Source organism: Duganella hordei (assembly GCF_040369125.1).
GTDB classification, from domain to species: Bacteria; Pseudomonadota; Gammaproteobacteria; order Burkholderiales; family Burkholderiaceae_D; genus Rugamonas; species Rugamonas hordei.
Genome location: NZ_BPWI01000027.1, coordinates 22,485 through 45,049, shown reverse-complemented (window position 1 = coordinate 45,049; position 22,565 = coordinate 22,485). Strand labels below are relative to the sequence as shown.

Sequence of the window (22,565 nt, the reverse complement as noted above, 5' to 3'; positions counted from 1 at the left end):
GGCCGCTGCGTCTGCTGCGGCCTGGGCTGCGGCCGCTGCGGCGGCGTCGGCTGCCGCCTTGGCGGCCGCATCGGCTGCTGCCTTGGCGGCAGCATCGGCGGCGGCCTGCGCCGCAGCCGCTGCGGCGGCGGCTTGGGCGGCAGCAGCCGCCGCTGCGGCGCCGTCGGTCACGGTCGGCTGGACGCCGGTGAAGGTGACGTTAGGCGTGGTCACCGACCCTTGCGGGGCCGCCAGTATGATCGTGCCGCCGCTGCTGTTGATCGAGGTGCCGCTGCTGGCGGTGATGCTGCCCGACGCGGCGGTGGCGCTGATGCTGCCGCCCGACGCCACGCTCAGGCTGCCGCCCAGCACGATGCCGGTGCCGGCCGTCAGCGCGATGGAGCTGCCCGAGTTCACCACCGAGCTGCTGTCCATCGCGATGCCGGTGCCGGCGGTCAGGCCGATGGTGTTGGTCGATTGCAGCGAGGTGCCTGGCGCGAGCGTGATACTGGTGCTGGCCGACAGGCCGATGTCGCTGCCGTCGATGGTGTCGTTGACCGTGATCGGGCTGTGCGCGGCGATCGACACCAGCCCGGTGTTGGCGCCGCTGTGGATGGCGTGGATCGTGCCCGTGGTGTGGATGCCGCCGTGGTTGTCGATAATGATGTTGCCGGTGGTGCTCAACGGACCCAGCGCCAGCTCGCCGCTGCTGACGGTGTTGTTGAGCCGGATGTCGCCGCTGTAGTTGGTCGCGGTGAAGGCGCCGACATGGTTGCCGGTGTTGGTCAGCGTGATGCCGTTGGTGGCCATCGCATGCAGGCTGTCGGTGACCAGCGGGCCGGTCTGCGTGATCGTTCCGCCCTCGCCCGCGTTCAGCGTGATGCCGCTTTGCGCGCGCACGCTGCCGATGGCGATGCTGTTGCCGTTGATGACATTGAGCGAGCCGCTCATATCGATGCTGCCCCCGGTCTGCGTCAGGTTGTTGACGTACAGGTTGGCGCTGCTGCTGGTACCGCTGATGGTGCCACTGGTCAGCGTCAGGTAGGTCCCGTCCAGCGAGCCATTGAGCACCAGGCTGCCGCCGTTCAGCGTCAGCGTCGCGCCGCTCGCATAGGATTTGCCGCCGGTGCCGGTGACGGTCAGCGCGCCGCCGGTCAACTCCAGGTTGCGGCCGCTGCCGACGCTGAAGTTGGCCAGCGTGGTGTTGCCGGCGCTGGCGTCGTAGGTGATGGTGCCGCTGCCGCTCTGGATGGCGGCCGCCAGCACGTTGGCGCCGTCCGGCGCGATGCCGTCGGCCCAGTTGCCGGCCGCGCTCCACAAGCCGCCGCCGACGGCATTGAACGTCGACAGCGGTCGTGCCGTGATGGTGCCAGTAGCGCTGACCGGCACCGTGTAGTTGCCGGCGTCCGCACCTGACAGCGCCAAGCCTGTGCCACCCAGCGTCACCGTCTTGCCGACGCCGACGTTCTTGTCGGCGTAGGTCGCGGTGGCGTTGCCCGCCACCAGCGAGACATTGTCGTAGTCGCCGCCAACGTGCACCACGCCGACCAGCGTGGCGCCGGTCACGGTGCCGGCGGTGGTGCCGTTGTATTCCCGGCTCAGCAGCGACAGGCTCAGCGGCGCCGGCGTGACGTGCAGCAGCGCGCTGCTGCCGGTGTAGCTGATGTCGTACTTGCTGGAATACAGGCCGCCGACGCCATGGTCACCCACATTGAACGGCCCGTCGAAGGCCAGGCTGCCGTCAACGCCGGCCGGCAGAGCGTTCACCAGCGCACCGCCGAAGGCGGCACCGGTGCCGTCATACACCTTGGTGACGCTGGTGCCGCCGGTGACGGCGACCGTGGTCGGCGTCAAGTAATCGCGCAGCATCGGCACGGTAAGGCCATCGTAGATACGCCATACGCTGCTGCTCTGGTCATGTCCCTGTCCGCTGACGTCGAAACCGGCGAAACTGGCCGCCTTCATGGTCTGCGCCGTGGTCAGCGCAGTGCCGGCGATGTCGCTGGCGGTACCGGCCTTCGTCGAATCGAAGTAGCCATGCACCAGGTTGCCGCTCTCATGCGAACCGACCATGCCGTAGACATTGGCGCCGCTGAAGGCGGTGCCGGTGACGCTGCCGTTGCTAAAGCTGTTGCTGACGGTGCCGCTGTTCAGATCGCCAAGCAGCCCGCCCATATTGGAGTGCGAGTAACTGGAATCCAGCGCATTGCCGCTGACATTGCTGGAAGTGGAGACATTGGTGATGGTGCCGTCGTTCGTGTTGCGTCCGGCGAAGCCGCCGACATTGCGGCCGCCGTCCACGGCGCCGGTCGAATACGCCACACTGATGCCGCCGCCGTTGTTGTCGCCCACGAGGCCGCCGATGATTTCGCCTGTGCTGTACACATCGCCGGTTGCAAAGGCGTGGTCGATGCTGCCCGTATGGCTGCCGTCGGCGGCGTTGCTGCCGACTAAACCGCCCGCATAGCCGAAACCGGTGGCGTTGACGTCGCCGCTGGCCGACGAATAGCTGATGCTGCCCAGGTTGCGCCCGACCAGGCCGCCGATATTGGAGGCATCACCGCCGGCAATGCCATTGACGGTGCCGCTGGCGCTGGAATCGCTGATGCTCGCGTAGTTGGTGCCCGCCATGCCGCCGACGTTGAAGACGCCGGTCACGTCGACATCGCTGTGCACGTTCTGCACCAGGCCGCCGGTCTGAGAGCTGCCGTACACGCCACCGACATTGTTGCGGCCGGTCACGATCCCGCTATTGAGCGACAGGTTCTTGATGGTGCCGGTGCCGAGATACGAGAACAGCCCGACGTTGTCGCTGGCGCCGCGATTGATATGCAGGCCGTTGATGGCCAGGTTGTTGCCGTCGAAGGTGCCGGTGTAGGCGTAGTCGAGACCGCCGATCGGTTTGAAGCCCTGGCCACCATTCCAGTTGGCGGTGCCGCTGGCGTCGATGTTGGTATTGAGCTTGTACGAGGCAAGCATCAGCAAGCTGCCCGCGCCTTGCAGGCCATAGGCATCGTCCAGCAGGTACGGCGCCGCCGAGCTGCCGTCGCCACCGGACGCGCGCAGGAAGGTGCCGCCGCCGATCCTGAAATCGTGCGCACTGAAAGCAGGCAGTGTACCGAGTTGCGCCCACGAGCCGTCGGCCAGCGTGAAGGTGCCGCCGACCGAAACGCTGGCCGGCACGCTGATGTTGTTGGTCGTTTGCAGAGTCAGGCCGCCTGCCAGCGCCAGCGGCTGGCCGATCGTGATCGAGCCGCTCTGGGCCTCCAGCAGCAGCGTGCCGCTGGCAAGCGTACTGGTCAGATCGAGGTTGCCGCTGACGGCGACATTGCCGGTATGGGCGTTATCGAAGGCGCCGATCGCCAGCGTGCCGCCGCCGACGCTAATATTCTGCAATTCAGCCTGGCTCAAGCCCAGCGTGCCGGTTGCGTCGGCCGCGCTGCCGCCCAGCGCCACATTGGTACTGTTGGAGTATGGCTGCAGCGTGACCGTATGACCAGTGCTGCCGTTCACGGCGGCGCCGAGCGTCATCTGGTCGGCCGTCAGCGTGATATCGCCGCCGGCGGTGATGGCGCTGTTGGTGGTCAGGCTGTTGACGCCGCTGGCGACCAGCGCACCGCCCACATTGACGGCGCCCAGGCTCAGGCTTTGCGCGGTGACGGTGGCGTTGCCGCTGGTGGTCTGCAACGCAATCTGGCCGCTGACGCTGTTGCCGGTGTTGTTCAGCGAAATGCTGCTGGCCGCAATGGCGCCGATGCTGCTGGCCGTCAGTGCGTCGATCGGGCTGGTGACTTGCGTGATCAGGCCGCCGTTGGCATGCAGGTTCAGCGCCGCATTGGGCGCATTGATGGCGGCATTCAGATTGATGTCGGTGGTCGCTTCCAGCGTCAGGCTGTGCGAGGAACTCCAGCTGACCGGGCTGAGGACTTTGATGAAACCGACGCCGCCACGGGTGATGTTGTTGATGGTACTTACCGTCACGTCGGTGGTAGCCAGTGCGTTTTGCAGGTTGGCGGTGGTCAGCAGCGAATCGACCCAATAATCCGTTTCGAGGAACACGGTGCTGCCCGTCGACGGCACTTCGTTATTGCCCTCCATGCCAGCCGCCGTGGCGGTACTAACGGAATTGGCGATATAAACATTGCTCGGATCGAGCAGCAGCTTGCCGGTGCTGCCTTGCGGCGCACGGGTATCGACGGCGCCCTGCATGTCCAGGTAGTGCCCGGACGTTTCGACAAAGCCGCCATTGCCGCCATTGGCACCGCCGCGCGCGGAAATGCTGCCGTAGACGCGGGTCGCCTCATCGCTCCAGACGATGACCTTGCCGCCGTCGCCAAGCCCGGTGGCGTCGGCCTTGATGACGGCATCCTTGCCGACGTAGCTTTGCTGCGCGTTCTGCACCGCCGCGTTCTTGCCCTGGTAGTCGCCGCCGACCAGCACCGTGCCGCCGCCGGCCGCGCCGCTGGCGTCGACCACCGCGTTGCCGGTCAGGCCGACCTTGTCGCCCAGCAGCTGGATATCGCCGCCGGTGTTCAGGTTGCTGCCCACCGCCGTGGTCGTGCTGCCCGCTTCGACCATCGTGGTGCCGCTCGATTTCAACACGATCCGGCCATTCTCGCCGCGCACCGCGCTGTTGGCGTTGATGGCGCCGCGCTGGCTCACCAGCGCGCCGTACACGCCGACCCGGCCGCCCTGCGCCACGATCTGGCCCAGGTTGACCGCCTGGTCCGACGGCGACGACACCACCACCTGCACGTTCGGGTCCTTCGAGTCGAACAGCTGCACGCTGTGGCCGGCCGCCAGCACCACGTCGCCGTTGGCCGACGAAATGATGCCGCTGTTTTCCACCGCCGGCGCGACCAGGAAGATCTGGCCGCCGGCCGGCGTGGTGATGGTGCCGGCGTTGCTGACCTTGCCCGCGCTGGCGACGTCGGTGAAGTTGTTCTTGCCGGACAGGAAGTCGGCGTTCGAGATCGCCAGGCTGGACGCCACCAGGCCGTTGACGTCGACGCGCGAGCCGGCGCCGAACATCACGCCGTTCGGATTAATCAGGAACACCTTGCCGTTCGACTGCAGCGAGCCGAGGATCTGCGTCGGGTCCTGGCCGGTGATCCGGTTCAGCACCTTGCTGTCGGCGCTTTGCTGGATGAAGCGGGTGATTTCGTCCGACGCCACAGAGAAGCTCTGCCAGTTGATGATGGTGTTGGGCGTGTTGGTGATCGAGTAAGTCTTGCCCTGGAGGTTGAAGCTGGCCTGCCCCGCCACCACGGTCGGGCTGACCGGGCTGGCTTGGGCCGTCGTGTAGCAGGCGGCCACCAGCACGGCGATCAATTTGCGGCGCAGCGGCGCGGAGGCGGCGCGGCGGGTCTGGGAAAGGGTTTCAACTTTCATAACGACATCCTCTATCCGGTGGGGATTTTGCCCACGCGAGTGCTCATGCACGCCAGGCAAGTTTGTTGGTTATTGTTATTGCAGGACTACAGAGAAGTGCAGAGTATAGCCAATAGGAAACTATTATTTCTATAAGTGTAGTCGGAATTGCTCAATCCGCCACTCTTTTTTAGCGTTTTCGGGCACTTTTTTCCGAAATTCCTGACTTGATAGCACTATTACACTGACATAATTGTTGCCACCAGCACACTATTTTGTTTCGAAAGTCGTGACGCCATCCCAGCCCTCTCCCGGCGGATGAGCTCGGTAATAGGCGATGCGCTCGGTATACAGCACATACAAGCCGCGGTCGGGCGAGATTGCCTGCAACTCGACAATGATCTCCATGGCCTGATCCCATTGCTGGGCGCGCACGGCGGCCAGCGCCAGGGCCCAGCGCTCCAGTTCGTGGCGGCTGGCCGGGTCCAGGTCCTTGTCGAGCGCCAGCGGCTCGAAGATCGCCACCGGTTCGTTCTTGCCCTTGACGCGCACCAGATCCAGCTCGCGGTAGGCGAATTCCGGCGCGGCTGCGCGGGTGGCCTCGCCGACGGTGATGCCGACGCCGTAGACCTTGGTGATGCCCTCGAGCCGCGAGCCGAGATTCACGGCGTCGCCCATGACGGTGTAGGCGCGGCGGATTTTCGAGCCCATGTCGCCCACGTGCATCAGGCCGGAGTTCAGGCCGATGCCGATTTTCAGCGGCGGCCAGCCGCGCGCAATGAAGTCGTCGTTGAGGCGGTGCGCGCTGGCCTGCATCAGCAGCGAGGTGGCGACGGCGCGGCTGGCGTGGTCGGCAAAGGCCACCGGCGCGCCCCAGAACGCCATGACGGCGTCGCCGATGTACTTGTCGAGCGTGCCGCGGTGGCTGTCGCGGATGTCTTCGGACATGGCCGTCAGGTACAGGTTGATGTACTCGCGCAGCTGCTTCGGCGTCAGGCCCTCGGAGATGGTGGTGAAGCCGCGCACGTCGACGAACAGCACGGTCAGCTCGCGGCTTTCGCCGTCCATATTGTATTTTTCCGGATCGTCGGCCATCTCGGCCACGAGCTCAGGCGCCACATACTCGCCGAAGCGCGACACCAGGGCCTGCCCCTTGCGCACCTCGAAGAAGTAGCCCCAGGCGACGTTGAGCACGAACACGGCGACGATGACGATGCTCAGCATGCCGAAGTTAAACAGCAGGTTTTGTTCGCTGTACAGGTAGTAGTTGGCGCCGACCGCCGCGCCCAAAGTCAGCAAACCCGCCAGGATCGACGGCAGCGGCGCCAGCGCCGCCAGCGCAAAGCTCAGCGCCAGGCCCAGCGCCAGGATCTCGATGCCTTCGATGGCGCTGGCCCAGTCGGGGCGCGACTTGAAGCTGTTGTCGAGAATGGACTTGATGATGTTGGCGTGGATTTCCACTCCCGGATATTCGGGGTTGACCGGGGTCGCCCGCAAGTCGACCAGGCCCGGCGCCGTGGTGCCGACCAGCACGATGACACCCTTGAGCACCTCCGGCGGCGTGCGGCCGGCCAGCACGTCGGCCGCCGACACGTAGCGGAAGGCGCCGCCCTGCGGACCGCCCTTGCCGCGGTACTGCACCACGGTGGTCATGGCTTCGCCTACCGGTATCACGCGCTGGCGCTTTTCCGGCATCAGGATGGTGACCGAATCGAAGCCGCCGCTGGCCAGCTGGTTGGCTGACAACTGGTCCACCCGTTCGCTCAGATAGGGCTTGATCGCCACCGCGCCCAGGTATCTGGCGGCGGTGGCCAGCGACAGCGCCGGATAGTAGTTGTCGCCGATTTGCTGGATCATGCCGGCGGTGCGGACAATGCCGTCCAGGTCGGTCACCACCGAGAAGCTGCCGGCGCCGGCAGCCGCGCTTTGCAGCACGCCGATGTTGGCTTCATAACCTGGCGCGGAATAGGCCAGCAGCTCGCGCCCGTTCAGATCCTGCTCCGTGATGATCGGGGCGGGCAACTGGCCCTTGATCTGGTCGACCGACAAGTTAAAGCCGAGGATGACCGGCTGGCCGCGCAGCGCGCCGGCAAACAGGCCGTCGTAATCCATGGACGGCTTCAATGCTGTCAGGCGCTGCTTCAGCGCGGGAACGTCCTTCAGCTCGCCGTCGGACAGTTTTTCCAGCACGCCATAGCCGGAGCTGGTGTCCGGCTCGGGGAACGAGATATCGAAACCCACCGCGCCGACATGGTAGTGCTGAGTCAGTTGCGAGACCAGTCTGGCCTGGATATTACGGCTCCACGGGAAGCGCCCGACCTCGGTCAACGACTTGCCGTCGATGTCGACGACGACGATGCGCGGGTCCAGCTTGGGCGGCTGCAGCTTCATGCGCTCGCCGTTCAGCAGGCTGTCGAAGCGGGACACCGCGTCCAGTTCGAACACGCCGGCCGTGTAAGCCACGCCGGCGGCCGTGATCAGCAGACCCAGCAGCCAGCGCGGGCCGTACTTCAGCAGGATCTTGGACCACTTGGCGGGAAGCAGGCGCACACGCGCTCCTTACTGGTTAGGGCGTGTAGCCTGGGATCTTGGATTCGTCGATGGCGTCGATCTGCTTTTCGTCCATGTTCTTGTGGGCGAATTCCATGTAGATCTTGTTGCGGATGAAGATGTCGAACAGGTCCGAGTCGATGTGGCCGTTGAGCGAGAAGTTGCCCAGGATGCGCAGCGATTCCGACAGCATCTTGCCCTTCTTGTAGGGCCGGTCCTTGGCGGTCAGCGCCTCGAAGATGTCGGCGATCGCCATCAGCCGCGCCTGCACCGACATCTGGTCCTTGGTCAGCCCGCGCGGATAGCCCTTGCCGTCCATGCGCTCGTGGTGGCCGCCGGCGTATTCCGGCACGTTCTTCAGGTGCTTGGGCCATGGCAGCGCCTCCAGCATCTTGATCGTCATCGAAATGTGGTTGTTGATTTCCTTGCGCTCGGAATCGGTCAAGGTGCCGAACTTGATGGTCAGGTTCATCAGCTCGTTGTCGCTGAAGAACGGCTGCTCGGCGCCGTCCGGGCCGATCCAGCTGCGCTTGCCGATCTCGCGCACGCGGTCCTGGTCTTCCGGCTTCATGCCCTCGCCGCCGACGTTGGCGACGCGGATGAAATCGCGCTCGGCGCGCAGCGCGGCCTGCTGTTCGGCCAGTTCCGCATCGATGGCGGCGATGGCGGCCTGGTCGGCGCCGGCCTCGAGCTTGCGCTTGAGCGCGGCGATCTCGGCGTCTCGCAGCAGCACTTCGAAACGGGTGTCAACCACGGCGATGCGGTCGAAGATGGTTTCCAGCTTGGTGGCCTTGTCGACCACGTGCACCGGCGTGGTGATCTTGCCGCAGTCGTGCAGCAGGCCGGCCAGCCACAGTTCCTTGCGGTCGGCGTCGTTCATGCGGAAATCGGCCATCGGACCGGTTTCGGTGTTGTGCACGGCCTCGGCCAGCATCATCGTCAGCTCCGGCACGAACTGGCAGTGGCGGCCCGTGTACGGCGACTTTTCATCGATGCCGATGTTGATCAGGTTGACCAGCGATTCGAGCAGCTCTTCCAGCTGGGCGATCAGGCGCTGGTGCGTCAGCGCGACGGCGGCCTGCGCCGCCAGCGCCTCGATGAAACGCTGGTCGGTCTGGCTGAAGGCGCGGATCTCGCCGGTGTCGGCGTCCTTGGCGTTGATCAGCTGCAGCACGCCGACCAGCTCGCCTTCGTGATCGCTCATCGGCACCGTCAGGAACGATTGCGAATGGTAGTTACGCAGCTGGTCGAACTTGACCATGCCGGAAAAGTTGAACACGTCCGCCTTGTAGACGTCCTCGATGTTGACGGACAGGCCGAAGTGGGCGGCATAGGCGGCCACCGAGGCCAGGTTCTTGGCGCCGCTCTCGTCGAACAGCGGCACGCCGGGCGCCGTGATCGGGTCGCCGGTGGCACCGCCCTGGCGGGTGTTGAGCGTGTCGTTGAGCAGAATCGTGAAATCGAGAAAACGCTTGTCCTCGCTGGGACGGTACAGGGTACCGCCGTCGGCGTTGGTCATGCTTTTCGCAACGACGAGGATGCGCTCCAGCAGCGTATCCGTATCGTGACTGCTGCCCAGTTCGACGCTGAGCTCTGTCAGCTGGTCCAGGCGCTGTGCGATTTGCGTTTGATTCAACTCTTGCATGGTTGTTCTTTTAATACCTGTTTGGGATGGAGACTGCGGCGCGCACGCGCGGACGCAGTTTAGAAGTGTAGCTCTAGCGCAAGCTGTTGTACATCAGGAAATGATCCCAGTCATAAAATTAGCGCGACTGTGTCGGGTTTTTCCCTGTTGCGGAAAAAAAAAGCTATCATCGACCGATAGCAACACACAAAAAAACAAAAGCAAAAACAACAAGTAACAACAGGCGATCGCCAGCAAAAAACAGGGACTCTGTATGAAATTCACATTTTGGGGAGTGCGCGGCTCGATTCCCTCCCCCGGCCCGCGCACGGCGCGCTATGGCGGCAACACCACCTGCATCGAAGTGCGCAGCGACGACGACACCCTGATCATCATCGACGGCGGCACCGGCATCTTTTCGCTGGCCCAATCCCTGCTGCAAAACAAAAAAGAAGGCGGCATCCACGCCAACATCTTCATCACCCATAGCCACTGGGACCACATCCACGGCCTGCCCTTCTTCACGCCGCTGTTCGTGCGCGGCAGCCGCGTGCGCCTGCACGGCGTGACCGACCCGGTGACCGGCAACGGCATCGAGCACGTGATGGGCGTGCAATTGCAGAACAGCTACTTTCCGGTCAGCGAAACGCAGATGGACGCCACCATCGAATACCGCACCCTGCTGGTGGACGAGACCATCGAGGTCGGCGACGCCACCGTGCAGAACGTGGTGATGAACCATCCGGTGACGGACCTGGGCTACCGCATCCAGTGCAACGGCAAGTCGGTGTTCTTCACCGGCGACCATGAACCGCACTACAACATCCATCCCGCCGGCCATCCCGAGCACGCCGCCTACCAGCGATGGATGGAAGAGCGCACTGCCGCCATCGACGCCGTGGTCCAGGGCGTCGACGCGCTGATCGTCGACTGCTCCTATACCCGCGAGGAATACCCGGCCAAGCAGGGCTGGGGCCACGGCACCTTCGATTCGGCGTTCTCCATGGCGCTGCGCACCGGCGCCAAGGCGCTATACTGCACTCATCATGAACCGACCCGCAGCGACGACGAACTCGAAGCCGTGTTCGCCGAAGTCATGGCACGCCATGCGCCGCTGCTGGGCAACTTGAAAGTCTTCCTCGCTTATGAAGGCATGGAAGTCCAACTGACCTAGCGAAAGCGATGATGAACGACGCCGGCTCCAGTCTTCACCCCAGTGATGTCGACCTGCGGCTGGCGTTTTTCCAGAAGCTGCAGACGGTCACCACCAAGATCCACGCCACCAGCAACCTGGACGAGATCATGCTCGACCTGGGCATGGAGTTCTGCGACCTGTTCAACTGCGACCGCTTCACCTTGTACGCGATGGATCACGAAAAGGATTACATCGTCTCCAAGGTCAAGACCGGCCTCACTTCCTTCCGCGACCTCAAGCTGGCGGTCACGCCGGCCAGCATCGCCGGCTACGTAGCGCTGACGCGCAAGACCGTCAACATCGCCGACGTCTACGACCAGGCCGAACTGGCGCGCCACTCGCCGGAGCTGCGCTTCCAGCAGGGCGTCGACCAGCGCACCGGCTACCGTACCCGGCAGATGCTGGTGGCGCCGCTGATCTCGGTGCAGTCGCGCGAGCTGCTGGGCGTGGTCCAGTTCATCAACAACCGTGAACGCGGGCCTTTCTCCGCCATCGCCGAGGACGGCGTCAAAGAGCTGTGCGAGACGCTGTCGGTGGCCTTCAGCCAACGCATGAAGCCCCCGCAGATGGTACGCACCAAATATGACGGGCTGGTGACCGAGGCGGTGCTGTCGGCGCAGGAACTGGAACTGGCGACCCGCTCGGCCCGCAAGAAGGATATCGACATCGAGGACGTGCTGATCGACGAATTCGAGGTCAAGCCGGCGGCCATCGGCGCATCGCTGGAAAAATTCTTCGGCGTGCCGTACGAGCACGTCAAGCCGGACCGCATCAAACCGGTGGACCTGCTGAGGAACCTGAAGCGCCAGTACATCGAGGAATCTGGCTGGATGCCGCTGGAGGAAAACAAGGAAGGCATGCTGGTGGTGGCGCTCGATCCGGAACGGGTGGCGCACACGCACATCGTCAACCAGATCTTCCCCAAAGCCAAGCCGGTGTTCCGCGTCACCAGCAACCGCGAGTTCCGCCAGATGGTCGAGCATTTCTTCGGCGCGGCCGGCGACAGCGGCAGCGTCGGCGACTTGCTGTCGGGCATGGACGCCGACGACGAGGAAGGCGAAGGCGGCTCCGGCGAGGTGTCGGAGGCGGTCGAGAACGAGCTGGTCAAGCTGCTCAACAAGATCATCATCGACGCCTACCGCCAGGGGGTGTCGGACATCCACATCGAACCGCTGCCGGGCAAGGGCAAGACCGGCATCCGCTTCCGCAAGGACGGCACGCTGGTGCCCTATATCGAGATCCCCGCCGCCTACCGCAGCGCGCTGGCGGCGCGGGTGAAGATCATGTGCGACCTCGACATCTCCGAGCGCCGCAAGCCGCAGGACGGCAAGATCAAGTTCAAGAAATACGGCCCGCTCGACATCGAGCTGCGTGTGGCGACGATACCGTCGGCCGGCGGGGTCGAGGACATCGTCATGCGCATCCTGGCGGCCGGCGAGCCTATCCCGCTGGACAAGCTCGGCGTGCTGCCGTTCAACCTGGAGCGGCTGCGCGCCACCATCGAGAAGCCGTACGGCCTGTTCTTCGTCTGCGGCCCGACCGGTTCCGGCAAGACCACCACGCTGCACTCGGTGCTCAACTACCTGAACACGCCGGACACCAAGATCTGGACCGCCGAGGATCCGGTCGAGATCACGCAGAAAGGCTTGCGCCAGGTGCAGGTCAACCGCAAGGCCGGGCTGGACTTCGCCACCGTGATGCGGGCCTTCCTGCGCGCCGATCCGGACATCATCATGGTCGGCGAGATGCGCGACAAGGAAACCGTCGGCATGGGCATCGAGGCGTCGCTGACGGGCCACCTGGTGTTCGCCACCTTGCACACCAACAGCGCGCCGGAATCGATCGTGCGGCTGCTGGACATGGGCATGGACCCGTTCAATTTCGCCGACGCGCTGCTGGGCATCCTGGCGCAGCGGCTGGCCAAGCGCCTGTGCGGCAAATGCAAGCAGGCGTTCACGCCCGGCGACGCCGAGCTGCAGTCATTGCTGACGGAATACTGCGAGGAATTGCTCAACACCGAGAGTTTCATCAAGGACGCCGCCGCCGGCCGCGCGGCCGTGCTGGCCGGTTGGCGCGAGCGCTATGCCAAGGACGGCAAGTTCACGCTGTACCGCGCGGTCGGCTGCGACGAATGCAACAAGGGCTACAAGGGGCGCGTCGGCCTGCACGAGCTGATGACGGGATCGGACAAGGTCAAGAAGCTGCTGCAGGAGCACGCGCGCGTCGCTCAGCTGCTGGCCGCCGCGCTGGAAGACGGCATGCTGACGCTGAAGATGGACGGCATCGAGAAGGTGCTGCTGGGGATCACCGACATCAAGATGGTGCGGGCGGTCTGCATCAAGTAGCCGCGCGGCCTGGCGCGGCGGTCGGCCAGCACGCGCAGGCGGGTCAGGCCGGCCTTGAGGTTGAACGAGCGGCCGGCCAGCAAGGCATCGACCAGCCGGGTGGCCATCGCCAGCGCCGGCGCGGCGGCGGCCTTGGACGTATACGGCAGCACCAGGCGGTAACGGTTGCGCATGTGCGGCACCACGCCGACAAAGCCCAGCGTCACTTCATTGAACGCCAGCCGGCGCAATTCCATCGCCACCTGCTGCACCAGCTGCACCAGTTGCGGCACGTCGTCCGCGCGCTTGCCGACCATCCCGCGCTGCCTGCGCAGGCCCGGCAGAACGGCCTGCAGACGCCGTTCCAGCGCGGCCATGGCGGCGGGCGTGGGGGTGTCGCGGTCCAGTTCGAGGATGCCGAGCAGGCAGGGTTGGGTGGAATAGCGGTTGTCGCTGGCGAGGTAACGCTGATCGATGATTCTCATGGTCGCAATGCCTTTTAAATGACAGGCAATATTGTGACCTTCAACCCGCCCACACGGAAGCGGCGCCCGGAGCGCGGCCGTGTAAGACCACGCTGACAGCTATCGTGCGCGGGGCCGACCTGTGCTACTTGCCCAGCCGGGACGCCAGCGCCGGATCCAGACTGGACAGGAAACTTTCCACGGCGTCCGTATAAGGACCGGGCTGACCCAGCGCTTCGTTGATTTCACGATGACTCTTGTCCTGCGGCAGCACCAGGGCGCGGATGCCCAGCTTGCCGGCGCCGGAGGCAAAGCCCTGCGATTGCGGACAGGCGTCCCGCCGGCGCGACGAGCATACCGCCAGCAACGGCGCACCGCCGGGCTTCAATTGCGCCAGCGGCGAAACGCCCGCCCAAGAGGCGGGATCTTTGCCGAAGGCCTGGTCGTACAGCGGAAAATGCCGCTGCTGCATCAATCCAGGCACGTCCATCGCCGCGCTGTCCAGCGACACCGTGCCCAGCCAGGGCGTGGCGCCGCGCGAGATCGCCGCGGACGGCGAGGCAGCCAGCAGCGCCACCAGATGCGCGCCGGCCGAGTGCCCCATCAACACGAATTTATTGCGGTCGCCGCCCCAGCCGGAGGCCCCGGCCTGTGCCGCCGCCAGCGCGCCGGCGACATCTTCCGCCTGCACGGCGACGCTGGCTTCCGGCAGCAGCCGGTAATTGACGGACACCACGATGATGCCATGCGCGGTCCAGCGCGACACCTTGTTCCGCACCACCTGCGCGTTGGCCTTGTCGCCGGTGCGCCAGGCGCCGCCGTGCACCATGAAGATCACCGGCGCGTGGTCGGCCCTGGGCGGCAGGTAGACGTCGTAGCGCTGGAGCCGGCCGGCGCCGTAAGACTGGTCGGCCAGGAGGCGTACGCCATCCGGCAGCGTGAACGGCGCGGCGGCGCCCTCCTCTTCGTCCATGTCGCCGCGCGCCTCCTGGGGGGCGGCACGGCGCTCGGCCAGACGGTCGCGTACCGGTCCCGCCGCCTGCGCGGCCAGCGACAGCATCAACATGCCAATGAACACGCAGCGTTTAGTCATAATTGTTTTTCAAAACAAACGGCCAGCGGGTTGCCGATGTATTTGCCGTAGTTGGCAATCCGGCGATAGCCGTGCTTTTCGTAAAAATCCACGGCGCGGCGGTTGACCAGCCGCGTCTCCAGCCACAGCGCCTGGTAGCCCAGCGCGACCGCCTGATCCTCGAGGAAACCCAGCACGGCACTGCCGACGCCGCCTGTGCCGTGGCGCGCATACATGCGCTTGAGCTCGGCCACGCCGGGTTGCAACGGCCGGAAGGCGCCGCAGCCCAGCGCCGCGCCGGCCGCATCGCGGGCCACCGCGAAACAGGCCGTCGGGCCGCGCACATCGTCCGCGTCGAACGAGGCGTTGCCGCTGTCGCCGGTGATCGCCGCCAGCACTGTCGACAGCTCCGCCATCAGCGCCACCGCATCGGCCACCCCGGCGTCTTCCCTGGAAATATGTATCGTTGTCTGCATAGCGCAAATTATTGCACAGTACAGATCACCAGTTCCGGATCGGCGTTGATGCGCACAGGCACGCCGCTGCAGCCGACGCCGCGGCTGACGATCAGCTCGCCGTTGCCGCGCACGGGAAAGCGGCCGTAGTGATAGGGACGCGACAGCGGGCCGGTCGGCATCACCAGCGGCGTGCCGTCGCGCAGCGCGATCTGGCCGCCGTGGGTGTGGCCGGCAAAGCCGATGTCGTAGCGTTCGCCGTCCAGCATCAGCAAGCCGTCCGGCGCGTGCATCAGCAGCAGGCGCACCGCGCCGGCGCCGGCAAAGGTGGCGGCGCCGTCCGGTTCGCCGGTCCAGGGATCGTCCATGCCGCAGACCGAGACATTGCCGAACGGCGCAGGCAGCGCGACCGCGCGGTTGACCAGCATCTGCACGTCCACGGCCTCGAACAGGCGCGCGATCTCGCCATCGTCGGTCGACAAATCATGATTGCCGAGCACGGCAAACTTGCCCAGCGGCGGACGGCAGGCCGCCAGCGCCGGGCACAACACCGCGGCGTTGCCGGCCGGGCCGGAGACATAATCGCCGCCCAGCAGCAGCAGGTCCGGCTCTTCGGCGGCGATGCTGGCGAATAAATCCGCGAAGATGGCCGGGTGGGTGGGCGCACCGGCGTGGAAGTCGGAAGCAAAGGCGATCTTCAGCGGCTGGGGCAGGCGCAATTGGTCCGGCAGCGCCAGCGCGTGGCGCGTCACCCCCAGGCGGCCGTGCAGACCGCAACGGTAGCTCAGAGCACTGACCAGGCCGCCCAGCAGGGCGATATTCAACAGCGCTTCAAGCTGGTGCTGGCGCCGGGAATAACGCTTATTGCGGGGAACTTTCATGGCAACCGGACAAAACTGGAAAGAGGCGGAATGATAGCGTATTTGGGACGCGGCAGGCCGACAAGCATCGACAGGCCCAGCCAACGCCCGCCAATCTTTCAGGCATCGGCGATCGGCGCGGCGGCCGCTTCGGCCATGCCGGCCGCGGCCATGCGGCGGCAGTAGTCCTCCAGCTTCGCGGTGTCGCAATGGATCACCATCCTGTGCACGCGGCCCCAGCGCAATTCGAATTCATGCACGCCCTGGTTGGAGCCGGTGCTGCCGTCCGGCAGCGTGAAACGGTCCTTCCAGGTCACCGTGGCGACGGTGCGCCACGGCCAGCCGGCGACGGCGATGGCGGCGATGTCGAAGCGCAATCCAGGCAGCAGCCGCGCCAGACGCGCATACCACTGCGCCGTCGACGCCACCGTGCGGCGCTCGCCGGCCAGCGGATGGGCACCGTACATCACATGGCGGTGCGACGCCGCGAATTGCGGCAACACCCGCTCGTACGCTCCCGCGTTAATGTATCCAAAAGCGCGCCGCAGCTTGCGGCCGACAATAAAGTGGTACATGATAGACCCCAATCTTTACAGTGGAAAGATATGTATAGTGCGATTATATCTTTCCCCTGTCAAGATGACTTTATGACCACTAAACCCTATCACCACGGCAATCTGCGCGACAGCCTGCTCGATGCCGCCGACGCGCTGCTGGCGCAGGACGGCGCGCAGGCGCTGACCTTGCGCGAGGTGGCCAAGGCCGCGGGCGTGTCGCACGCCGCGCCCTATCATCACTTTGCCGGCAGGGCGCAATTGCTGGCCGCGGTGGCGGCGCGCGCCTTTGCCGCGCTGGCGGCGGCGATGGCGGCGGCGAATGACGCAAGCGCGCGCAGCCAGGGCGAGCGGCTGATGGACATCTGCGAGGTGTATGTCGAATTCGCCCGCGCGCGGCCGGCGCAGTTCCGCCTGATGTTCGGTCCCATGCTGGCGCAAAAGTCCCGCCATTCGGAGTTGAAGCAGGCCGCCGAGGCGGCGTTCAATGTGCTGGTCTCGGCGGCCACCGCCTTCGATGCGGCGCGCGGCCCGGAACTGGCGCTGACCGGATGGAGCCTGGCGCACGGGCTGGCGAACCTGGCGATCGACGAGGCATTCACCGACCTGCCGGTCGAGGTTCCGCCGCCGTCCGTGCTGGCGCGCGCGATGGCGGCCAGGATGCTGGGGCTCGACCGGCCCGGCGAGACGATGCGCAGCTAGTCTTGCGTGTAACGCCACAGGTTGACGGCAAAACAGATCACGCCAGTCGCCAGCGTCACCGACGCCAGGCCCAGCAAGGGAGCGACCGCCGTGCTGCCGTTCAGGAACAGCGCCAGCGAAATCATCTGGACCGGCAGCGCAACGTTGTAGAGCCAGAAATGCGTCTTCGCCAGTCGGGTAGCGGCAGCCGCCGGCACGCTGCGATAAAACAGCCCGAACAGCGCCAGGCTGACCCAGCCGAGCAGGTTGACGTGCGCATGGACCGGGCGCATGACGAAGTCCTGCGACGCCGCCATGACGATGCCGAGCGCGATGCCGGCGAGGAAATACACAACGGCGATACGCAGAAAGCGATTACCCATGAAATTCTCCTCATTCGCATGATAGGCCGGCGGCGCCGGGCGCCATCATGCTGACACGAAGGAGTTGTCAAGGCAATAAGCAAGTCGCATGAGCTGGTTTTTTTACAACGGCGAAAAAAAGGGAGCCGAGGCTCCCCTTGTTTTACATGATGTGGTGACCGACCCACCAGGCCAGCGCGGCCACGAAGGCCGAGGCCGGAATCGTGAACACCCAGGCCCAGACGATGTTGCCCGCCACGCCCCAGCGCACCGCCGACATCTTCTGCGACGAGCCGACGCCGACGATGGCGCCGGTGATGGTGTGCGTGGTCGAGACCGGGACGCCGAAGTGCGAGGCGATCAGCAGGGTCAGCGCGCCGCCGGTCTCGGCGCAGAAGCCGCCTACCGGTTTGAGCTTGGTGATCTTCTGGCCCATGGTCTTGACGATGCGCCAGCCGCCGAACAGCGTGCCGAACGAGATCGCCGTGTAGCACGACACCACCACCCACAGCGGCGGCGCCGCTTCGCCGGCCGGCACCTGGCCCACCGCGATCAGCAGCATCCAGATGATGCCGATGGTTTTCTGGGCGTCGTTGCCGCCGTGGCCGAGGCTGTACGACGCGGCCGACACCAGCTGCAGCCGGCGGAACCATTTGTCGACGCGGCGCGGCGTCGAGCGCACGAAGATCCACGACACGATCAGCATGATGATGGAGCCGAACACAAAGCCCATCAGCGGCGACAGGATGATCCATTGCACCGTCTTCAGCAGGCCGCCGCCGACCAGCGCGCTGGTGCCGGACTTGGCCACCGCCGCGCCCACCAGGCCGCCGATCAGCGCGTGCGACGACGACGACGGAATGCCGTAGTACCAGGTGAACAGGTTCCACGCGATGGCGCCGACCAGCGCGCCGAAGATCACGTACTGGTCGACGATGCCCGGGTCGATGGTGCCCTTGCCCACCGTCGAGGCGACGTGCAGGCCGACCACGAAGATCGCGGTGAAGTTGAACACGGCGGCCATGGCCACGGCGGTCTGCGGCTTGAGCACGCCGGTCGAGACCACGGTCGCGATCGCGTTGGCGGCGTCGTGGAAGCCGTTCATGAAGTCAAACACCAGCGCCAGGGCAATCAACAGGCCCAGCACGTAGATGCTGATTTGTAGGGTATGCATGTTTTGGACAGTTCTTTGTAATTATGCGTTTTCGACGATGATGCCTTCGATGATGTTGGCCACATCTTCGCAACGGTCGGTCACGGTTTCCAGGATTTCGTAGATGGCCTTCATCTTGATCAGGTTGCGCACGTCCGGTTCGTCGCGGAACAGCTTGGACATGGCGGCGCGCATCACGTGGTCGGCGTCCGACTCCAGGCGGTCGATCTCTTCGCAGATGGCGACGATCTGGCGCGAGTTGTCCATGTTGTGCAGCAGCGCCACGGCGTCGCGCACCTTCTCGGCGCAGGCCAGCACCAGCTCGGCCAGGCGCTTGGCTTCCGGCGTGACCGAATGCAGGTCGTACAGCGAGACGGTCTGGCCGGCGTCTTCCAGCAGGTCGAGGATGTCGTCCATGCGGGTGATCAGCTTGTGGATGTCGTCGCGGTCGATCGGCGTGATGAAAGTCTTGTGCAGCAGGTCGACGGTGGCGTAGGTGATCTTGTCGGCTTGCTTTTCGATCGACTCGATCGCGTGCACGCGGTTTTCCAGGTCGTCGAAATTGGACATCAGGCCCAGCATCTCTTTTGCACCTTTGACGCACAGGTCGGCGTGTTGGTTGAACAGGTCAAAAAATTTGCCCTCGGTGGGCATCAAGCGTCCAAACATGTCTTTCTCCGTTTATTAATTTGCTGCGGGCGCCGGCCTGGTGGGCCGGCGTAAAGATTAGTCGCCTTGGTACAGCGCCAGATTACCGACGTAGTTACCAAACTTGGTGTACTGGCCGATCCAGGTCAGACGCACCGCGCCGATCGGGCCGTTACGCTGCTTACCGATAATGATTTCGGCCGTTCCTTTATCGGGCGAGTCCGGATTGTAGACCTCGTCGCGATACAAGAAGATGATGACGTCCGCGTCCTGCTCGATAGCGCCGGATTCGCGCAAGTCGGACATGACGGGACGTTTGTTGGGGCGTTGCTCCAGCGAGCGGTTCAGCTGCGACAGCGCGATCACCGGGCACTGCAGCTCCTTGGCCAGGCCCTTGAGCGAGCGCGAGATCTCCGAGATTTCGGAGGCGCGGTTGTCGCCTTGGGTCGAGCCGGTCATCAGCTGCAGGTAGTCGACGATGATCAGGCCCAGCTTGCCGCACTGGCGCGACAGGCGGCGCGCGCGGGCGCGCATCTCGATCGGGTTCAGCGCCGGGGTCTCGTCGATGAACAACTGGGCGTCGTTCATCTTCTGGATGGCGTGCGTCAGGCGCGGCCAGTCCTCGTCGTTCAGGCGGCCGGTGCGCAGGCGGTGCTGGTCGAGCTGGCCGACCGAGCCCAGCATACGCATCGCCAGCTGGGCGCCGCCCATCTCCATCGAGAAGATCGCCACCGGCAGGCCGGCCTCGATGGCGACGTTTTCGCCGATGTTGACGGAGAATGCGGTCTTGCCCATCGACGGACGGCCGGCCACGATGACCAGGTCGCCCGGCTGCAGGCCGGAGGTCATACGGTCGAGGTCGATGAAGCCGGTCGGCACGCCGGTGATCTCGGACTGGTTTTCACGCGAGTACAACTCGTCGATGCGCTCGACCACCTGGGTCAGCAGCGGCTGCACGGCGGTCCAGCCGGCGGCGCCGCGGGCGCCCTGCTCGGCGATGGCGAAGATCTTCGATTCGGCCTCGTCGAGCATCTGCTTGACTTCCTTGCCCTGCGGGCTGAACGCCTGGCCGGAAATCTCGTCGGCCACGGTGATCAGCTGGCGCAGGATGGAACGGTCGCGCACGATCTCGGCGTAGCGGCGGATGTTGGCGGCCGACGGCGTGTTTTGCGCCATCGCGTTCAGGTAGGCCAGGCCGCCGACGTCCTCGGCCTTGCCCAGCTGGGTCAAGGTTTCAAATACGGTGATCACGTCGGCCGGCTTGGAGCCGTTGATCATCTTGACGATCTGCTCGAAGATGATGCGGTGGTCGTAGCGGTAGAAATCTTCCGGATGCATCATGTCCGCGATGCGGTCGAACGCGGCATTGTCGCGCAGCAGGCCGCCGATGACGGACTGTTCTGCTTCGATGGAATGCGGCGGGACGCGGAGTGAATCTACTTGCGGATCGGAAGGGGCGTTCATGGCGCGAATTATACCTGCTTGTTTGTGCCATACTACAAAATTATGACGAGAAAAAAGCCGGGCTAGCCCGGCTTTTTTCTCGATGTTGCAAGCTTGGCAGGCGTTGCCGCCCGCTCAAATCTTAGGCAGCTTCGCCTACGACAGCAACGGTCACTTCCACCACCACGTCGGTGTGCAGAGCAACGCTCACCGGGTGCTCGCCCACGGTCTTCAGCGGACCGGTAGGCATGCGCACGGCAGCTTTTTCAACGGCGAAACCAGCTTTGGTCAGCGCTTCAGCGATGTCGAAGTTGGTGACGGAGCCGAACAGACGGCCGTCGACACCAGCTTTTTGCGAAACGTTCACGGTCATGCCGTTCAGTTTCTCGCCTTGGGCTTGCGCGGCGGCCAGTTTGGCGGCAGCAGCTTTTTCCAGTTCAGCGCGCTTGACTTCGAATTCAGCAACGGCCGACGCGGTAGCGCGGCGAGCCATTTTTTGCGGAATCAGGAAGTTACGTGCGTAACCGTCTTTAACTTTAACGACTTCACCCAGGTTGCCCAGGTTGACGACTTTTTCTAACAGAATGATTTGCATAGTTCTTCTCCAGGATCTTATCTAGACTACGCAATTAAGCGTGGTGCAGATCGGTGTAAGGCAGCAGCGCGAGGTAGCGGGCGCGCTTGATTGCGGTGTCAACTTGACGCTGGTAGTGCGCCTTGGTACCGGTCAGACGTGCTGGCATGATTTTGCCGTTTTCCTGGACGAAGTCCTTCAGGGTGTCGACGTCTTTGTAGTCAACTTGTTCAACGTTTGCTGCGGTGAAGCGGCAGAACTTCTTACGTTTGAACAATGGGTTTTGTTGCTTGCGCTTTTCTTTCAGCTTGAGCTTGTTTTTGTCGAACTTTTTACCGAATGCCATTTTAGGCTCCTGTATTTAAATTGAGCTGTCTGGGACAGCACTAAAATCAATGATGTGAAACACCAGGCTTTTGCTATTGCGATTCTTCTTGTTCAGAAAACCGGTGAACTGATACATGCCTGCCAGTGGCGCCTGACTGAAGCGGCCTGAAATCTCGCCCGCGGCAACCGCGGAAATTTCAAACTCGCTCAATCGGGCAATGCCCGCCTCCATCTGCTGCGACCGGTGCTGCAGGACAGCGTTCACGATCGGCATGCCGGCCGGGGTATAGCGCAAGGCGTCCCGTTCGGCGATCAAGGCGATGAATTGGCTTACATTCACTGGAGCTGATTCAGCCCGGTTCTGAAACAATTAGGCCGCAGGAGCAGCAGCGGCTGCTGGAGCTTCGGTGCGATGCGATTTCGCTGCATCTTCACGTTGTACCGACTTCATCATCGGCGAAGGAGCGGTTTCCGCTTTCTTCATCTTGACGGTCAGGTGACGCAGCACGGCATCATTGAATTTGAAGGCGGTTTCCAGCTCGACCAGGGTCTCGTTGTCGCATTCGATGTTCAGGCAGATGTAGTGTGCTTTAGCCAGTTTCTGGATCGAGTAAGCCATCTGACGACGGCCCCAATCTTCAACACGGTGCACGGCGCCGCCGCGGGTCGTTACGGTGGTTTTGTAACGCTCGATCATGGCGGGCACTTGCTCGCTCTGGTCCGGGTGGACGATAAATACTATTTCATAGTGACGCATGCAAACTCCCTTAAGGACTGTGAATATAGCCCACCCTGGCGTCAAGACAGGTGTGGGAAGAGGTAAGCCCGCGACTATATCAGCTTTTGGGCCAAAAAACCAGCCCCGGCCCGCCGCCGAAATTCCCCGCCCTATGAGGCCGCATGAATTTATTTCGCCCAAAGCAACAAATC

The 22,565-nt window shown here is 64.1% G+C and carries 19 protein-coding genes; 3 read left to right on the top strand and 16 right to left on the bottom strand.

Features of this window, described 5'->3' with window-relative positions:
* From ABWW33_RS31235 to ABWW33_RS31225, 3 genes are all read right to left on the bottom strand, one after another.
* Positions 1 to 5,370, bottom strand: a 5,370-nt coding sequence (locus ABWW33_RS31235; protein ID WP_353405320.1) for a two-partner secretion domain-containing protein, incomplete at its 3' end; no start/stop codon positions are given.
* Between the two features lie 249 nt (positions 5,371 to 5,619).
* Positions 5,620 to 7,899, bottom strand: a complete 2,280-nt coding sequence (locus tag ABWW33_RS31230) for a CHASE2 domain-containing protein (protein ID WP_353405319.1) — start codon at positions 7,897 to 7,899, stop codon at positions 5,620 to 5,622.
* 16 nt (positions 7,900 to 7,915) lie between these two features.
* A complete protein-coding gene (locus ABWW33_RS31225; protein ID WP_353405318.1) occupies positions 7,916 to 9,544 on the bottom strand; it encodes an HD domain-containing phosphohydrolase in 1,629 nt (542 codons plus the stop codon).
* A gap of 253 nt (positions 9,545 to 9,797) precedes the next feature.
* Here ABWW33_RS31225 and ABWW33_RS31220 point away from each other — a divergent pair, with 253 nt between their 5' ends.
* Positions 9,798 to 10,697: an MBL fold metallo-hydrolase gene (locus ABWW33_RS31220; protein ID WP_176654469.1), complete on the top strand. Its 900-nt coding sequence runs from the start codon at positions 9,798 to 9,800 to the stop codon at positions 10,695 to 10,697.
* Between the two features lie 11 nt (positions 10,698 to 10,708).
* Entirely contained in the window at positions 10,709 to 13,063 is a 2,355-nt protein-coding gene (locus ABWW33_RS31215; protein ID WP_176654505.1) for a GspE/PulE family protein, read from the top strand.
* Here the strand turns inward: ABWW33_RS31215 and ABWW33_RS31210 are convergent.
* The 5 genes from ABWW33_RS31210 to ABWW33_RS31190 all read right to left on the bottom strand — a co-directional run bounded on the left by ABWW33_RS31210 (position 12,946) and on the right by ABWW33_RS31190 (position 16,468).
* Positions 12,946 to 13,527 carry a cyanophycin synthetase family protein gene (locus ABWW33_RS31210; RefSeq protein WP_176654468.1) on the bottom strand — a complete coding sequence of 194 codons (582 nt, stop codon included), beginning with the start codon at positions 13,525 to 13,527 and terminating at the stop codon, positions 12,946 to 12,948. The genes ABWW33_RS31215 and ABWW33_RS31210 overlap by 118 nt on opposite strands.
* Before the next feature lie 124 nt (positions 13,528 to 13,651).
* A complete protein-coding gene (locus tag ABWW33_RS31205; protein WP_353405316.1) occupies positions 13,652 to 14,599 on the bottom strand; it encodes an alpha/beta hydrolase in 948 nt (315 codons plus the stop codon).
* The gene (locus ABWW33_RS31200; RefSeq protein ID WP_353405315.1) at positions 14,596 to 15,054 is read right to left on the bottom strand and encodes a GNAT family N-acetyltransferase; all 459 of its coding nucleotides are present in this window, start codon (positions 15,052 to 15,054) and stop codon (positions 14,596 to 14,598) included. Before ABWW33_RS31200 ends, ABWW33_RS31205 begins: the two co-directional genes overlap by 4 nt.
* Positions 15,055 to 15,062: 8 nt before the next feature.
* The gene (locus ABWW33_RS31195; protein WP_353405314.1) at positions 15,063 to 15,857 is read right to left on the bottom strand and encodes a metallophosphoesterase; all 795 of its coding nucleotides are present in this window, start codon (positions 15,855 to 15,857) and stop codon (positions 15,063 to 15,065) included.
* Between the two features lie 155 nt (positions 15,858 to 16,012).
* Positions 16,013 to 16,468 (bottom strand): nuclear transport factor 2 family protein, encoded by a 456-nt coding sequence (locus ABWW33_RS31190; protein ID WP_353405313.1) that lies wholly within the window; start codon positions 16,466 to 16,468, stop codon positions 16,013 to 16,015.
* A gap of 72 nt (positions 16,469 to 16,540) precedes the next feature.
* Between ABWW33_RS31190 and ABWW33_RS31185 the strand changes: the two genes are divergently transcribed.
* Complete coding sequence (locus ABWW33_RS31185) at positions 16,541 to 17,149, top strand: TetR/AcrR family transcriptional regulator (RefSeq protein WP_353405312.1); 609 nt, start codon at positions 16,541 to 16,543, stop codon at positions 17,147 to 17,149.
* On the opposite strand, the gene ABWW33_RS31180 is transcribed toward ABWW33_RS31185, so the two are convergent.
* From ABWW33_RS31180 to rpsF, 8 genes are all read right to left on the bottom strand, one after another.
* On the bottom strand, positions 17,146 to 17,511 hold the full coding sequence (locus ABWW33_RS31180; RefSeq protein WP_353405310.1) for a hypothetical protein: 366 nt from the start codon (positions 17,509 to 17,511) through the stop codon (positions 17,146 to 17,148). The two genes, ABWW33_RS31185 and ABWW33_RS31180, sit on opposite strands and share 4 nt — an antisense overlap.
* Positions 17,512 to 17,653: 142 nt before the next feature.
* Positions 17,654 to 18,664, bottom strand: coding sequence for an inorganic phosphate transporter (locus tag ABWW33_RS31175; protein WP_176654461.1), 1,011 nt, complete (start codon positions 18,662 to 18,664; stop codon positions 17,654 to 17,656).
* 21 nt (positions 18,665 to 18,685) lie between these two features.
* Positions 18,686 to 19,312, bottom strand: coding sequence for a DUF47 domain-containing protein (locus ABWW33_RS31170; protein ID WP_008450935.1), 627 nt, complete (start codon positions 19,310 to 19,312; stop codon positions 18,686 to 18,688).
* Between the two features lie 57 nt (positions 19,313 to 19,369).
* Positions 19,370 to 20,755, bottom strand: coding sequence for a replicative DNA helicase (locus tag ABWW33_RS31165; protein WP_176654460.1), 1,386 nt, complete (start codon positions 20,753 to 20,755; stop codon positions 19,370 to 19,372).
* A gap of 121 nt (positions 20,756 to 20,876) precedes the next feature.
* Positions 20,877 to 21,329 carry a 50S ribosomal protein L9 gene (gene rplI / locus ABWW33_RS31160; RefSeq protein WP_090314782.1) on the bottom strand — a complete coding sequence of 151 codons (453 nt, stop codon included), beginning with the start codon at positions 21,327 to 21,329 and terminating at the stop codon, positions 20,877 to 20,879.
* 34 nt (positions 21,330 to 21,363) lie between these two features.
* Entirely contained in the window at positions 21,364 to 21,654 is a 291-nt protein-coding gene (rpsR, locus tag ABWW33_RS31155; protein ID WP_008450941.1) for a 30S ribosomal protein S18, read from the bottom strand.
* 15 nt (positions 21,655 to 21,669) lie between these two features.
* On the bottom strand, positions 21,670 to 21,975 hold the full coding sequence (gene priB / locus ABWW33_RS31150; protein WP_176654459.1) for a primosomal replication protein N: 306 nt from the start codon (positions 21,973 to 21,975) through the stop codon (positions 21,670 to 21,672).
* Positions 21,976 to 22,005: 30 nt separating this feature from the next.
* Positions 22,006 to 22,392 carry a 30S ribosomal protein S6 gene (rpsF, locus tag ABWW33_RS31145; protein ID WP_028819549.1) on the bottom strand — a complete coding sequence of 129 codons (387 nt, stop codon included), beginning with the start codon at positions 22,390 to 22,392 and terminating at the stop codon, positions 22,006 to 22,008.
* Positions 22,393 to 22,565: the final 173 nt, after the last annotated feature.